This is a genomic window from Streptomyces sp. NRRL WC-3549, assembly GCF_000721935.1.
Lineage (GTDB): Bacteria > Actinomycetota > Actinomycetes > Streptomycetales > Streptomycetaceae > Streptomyces.
Genome location: NZ_KL585450.1, coordinates 38,056 through 38,602, shown reverse-complemented (window position 1 = coordinate 38,602; position 547 = coordinate 38,056). Strand labels below are relative to the sequence as shown.

Sequence of the window (547 nt, the reverse complement as noted above, 5' to 3'; positions counted from 1 at the left end):
CGCTGCGACGCCTCGTGCGCCGCGTGGCTGGGTAGCTCAGTTGGTACGAGCGATCGCCTGAAAAGCGATAGGTCGCCGGTTCGATCCCGGCCCCAGCCACCTCCCGAAGGCCCCGTCCGGTGGACGGGGCCTTCGTCGTGTCAGGCCGCCTCCTCCTCCTTGCGCGCCCCGCGCCGCCGCCACGTCTGCACGCCGACGGCCAGCAGCGCCACCGCCACCACGGCGCCCAGGGCGACCGCGTCCGGCACCCGCTCACCGAGGCGCTGGGCCCACCGCTCCACGGCGAACGAGTCGTCCACGTCGAGCAGTCCGGGCAGGGCGGTCGTGCCGTCGTACACCAGGAAGAGCGCGCCGAGGGCGATGAAGAACAGACCGGACAGCAGGGATGTGGTGTGCAGGCGGAGCCGCCCCAGACTCAGGGTCCGGCCGCGCAGCCAGCGCCTCCGCCCCAGGTCGAAGCGCTCCCAGAGCAGGGCGAGCACGAAGAGCGGGACGGCCATGCCCAGGGCGTAGACGGCGAGCAGCAGCCCGCCGTAGACGGGGCTTC

The 547-nt window shown here is 73.3% G+C and carries 1 tRNA gene and 1 pseudogene; one reads left to right on the top strand and one right to left on the bottom strand.

Annotation, left to right across the window (positions count from 1 at the left end):
• The first annotated feature begins 25 nt into the window (after window positions 1-25).
• A tRNA-Phe gene (locus IH13_RS0135365) sits at window positions 26-99 on the top strand.
• Window positions 100-140: 41 nt separating this feature from the next.
• On the opposite strand, the pseudogene IH13_RS0135360 reads toward IH13_RS0135365, so the two are convergent.
• A pseudogene (locus IH13_RS0135360) lies at window positions 141-547 on the bottom strand (cytochrome c biogenesis protein CcdA); the annotation flags it as partial.